Source organism: Streptomyces sp. NPDC048479 (assembly GCF_040651435.1).
Classification (GTDB): Bacteria; Actinomycetota; Actinomycetes; order Streptomycetales; family Streptomycetaceae; genus Streptomyces.
Map to the genome: position 1 here is coordinate 1 of NZ_JBEZKA010000112.1, position 1,789 is coordinate 1,789.

Here is a 1,789-nt window from a genome sequence, read left to right on the forward strand (position 1 = left end):
CCCGCCAGGGCCGCGGCTGGCATGGCACCAGGCCGAGCTCGCGCATCAGCGCGCGGACCAGTTCTGCTCCGGCCTGAACGTTCATCCGCTGGAGCGCGGCGTGGACACGCCGGTAGCCATAGGTCTCCTGCGAGTCGGAGAAGACCTGGAGGATGATGGCCCTCAGGTCCGCGCGGCGCTTCGCGGTGGCCGACAATGGCCTCGATCTCCAGTGGTAGAAGCCCGACGTGGATACTCCCGCCCAGGTGCACATCTGCTGCACGGGAAAGTTGTCGGCCTCTCCGTCGATGAACTCGTACTTCTCCGTCACCGGTAATCCTGGGCGAAGAAGGCCGCCGGTCGGGTGGCCCGGGGGAATCTCACCCCCGGGCTCCCACAGATCCCGGCGTGCCAGTCTCCCGTCACCGGGCTCCTATCATCCTGATCGTCAGGTGACGTTGACCCATTTCCAGTGCGCGAAGAACGACGGGTAGGACTTGACAACCTGATCCCATCTTCGAGCTGCCTTCTTGTAGGTCTTCAACCGCTTGTGCTTCTTCCGGACCCAGCGCAGCAGGTAGAAGTTGATGCGCTGGAGGAGGGGATACAGATCGGTTTGGTAGAAGGCGCCGTAGTACTGCATCCATCCGCGAATAATGGGGTTCAGCCATTTCGCGAACTCACCGAAGGAGTAGGTGACATGCATGTGAATCCGCCAGGAGCGGACTTCCATACTCATCTTCCTCAGGGCATCCTTGCTGACCGCCGGGAGGAAGGACGTGAAGATCTTCCCGTGGCGGTCCTGTGCCGGACGGTTTCGGAATGTGAAACCAAGGAAGGTGAATGAGGTAGCCGCGCCATCACGGTGTCGCTCCCTTCCGCAATACACGATCCGTGTGTTATCCGGGTGCAGTTGGAGCCCGACCTCTGCCATTCTGTCTTCGAGTCGCGCCAGGACCTCTCGGGACTGCCGCTCCGACGAGCAGTGGATCACCGCATCGTCCGCATAGCGTTCGAACTGGACACCCGGAAAAGTCCGGGTGAGCCACATGTCGAACGCATAGTGCAGAAACAGATTCGCCAGGATTGGGGAGACCGCGAACCCTTGCGGGCTTCCCCGGTCTCTCTGCTGCAAGGTGCCATTGGGTATCAGTACGGGAGCGGCAAGCCACCGCTTCGCATACAGAATTACCCACGCGGCGTCCGTATGGTATTCCACCGCTTTCATGACCAGGTCCCAGCGGACGCTGTCGAAGAACTTGGCGATATCAAGGTCAATTGCCCACTTCTTCTTCCAGCACCTCTGCCTGCATGCAGACACCGCGTCCAGCGCCGACCGTCCGGGGCGGTAGCCGAAGGAGTCCGGATGGAACAGTGGCTCCACCCGTTTCTCCAGATGCCTGGCCACCACCGTCTGGGCGATCCTGTCCGACACTGTCGGCACGCCGAGCAAACGGACCCCGCCGCCATGCGACTTGGGAATCCCCACACCTTTCACCGGGGGCGGGAAGTAGCTTCCCGAGCACATCCGGTTCCAGATCTTGTAGAGGTTCTCCCTCAGATCTTTTTCGAACTCCTCGATCGTGCAGCCATCCACCCCCGCAGCACCCTGATTCGCCTTCACCTTCAGATACGCCTCCCAGACCTTTCCTTTCGAGATATCAAACGGCTTCCCTGTCGACTTCAGCTCGCTCACGCAGCTCCTCCCGGGGGAAACCCGGTTGACCAAACAAACGAACCACGGACAATCCGGCCCCTTCGCTCCACCCTCACCGCGCCGAGCAAGAGCTTCCTCACTACTACGAACCGG

At 61.1% G+C, this 1,789-nt stretch carries 2 protein-coding genes; both read right to left on the reverse strand.

Annotation, left to right across the window (positions count from 1 at the left end; genetic code table 11):
* Window positions 1-310 (reverse strand): IS3 family transposase (locus AB0D12_RS41235; protein ID WP_362695216.1); only part of this gene is annotated, 310 nt, incomplete at its 3' end.
* 117 nt (window positions 311-427) lie between these two features.
* Window positions 428-1,675 carry a group II intron reverse transcriptase/maturase gene (gene ltrA, locus AB0D12_RS41240; protein ID WP_362695219.1) on the reverse strand — a complete coding sequence of 416 codons (1,248 nt, stop codon included), beginning with the start codon at window positions 1,673-1,675 and terminating at the stop codon, window positions 428-430.
* Between the last annotated feature and the right edge of the window lie 114 nt (window positions 1,676-1,789).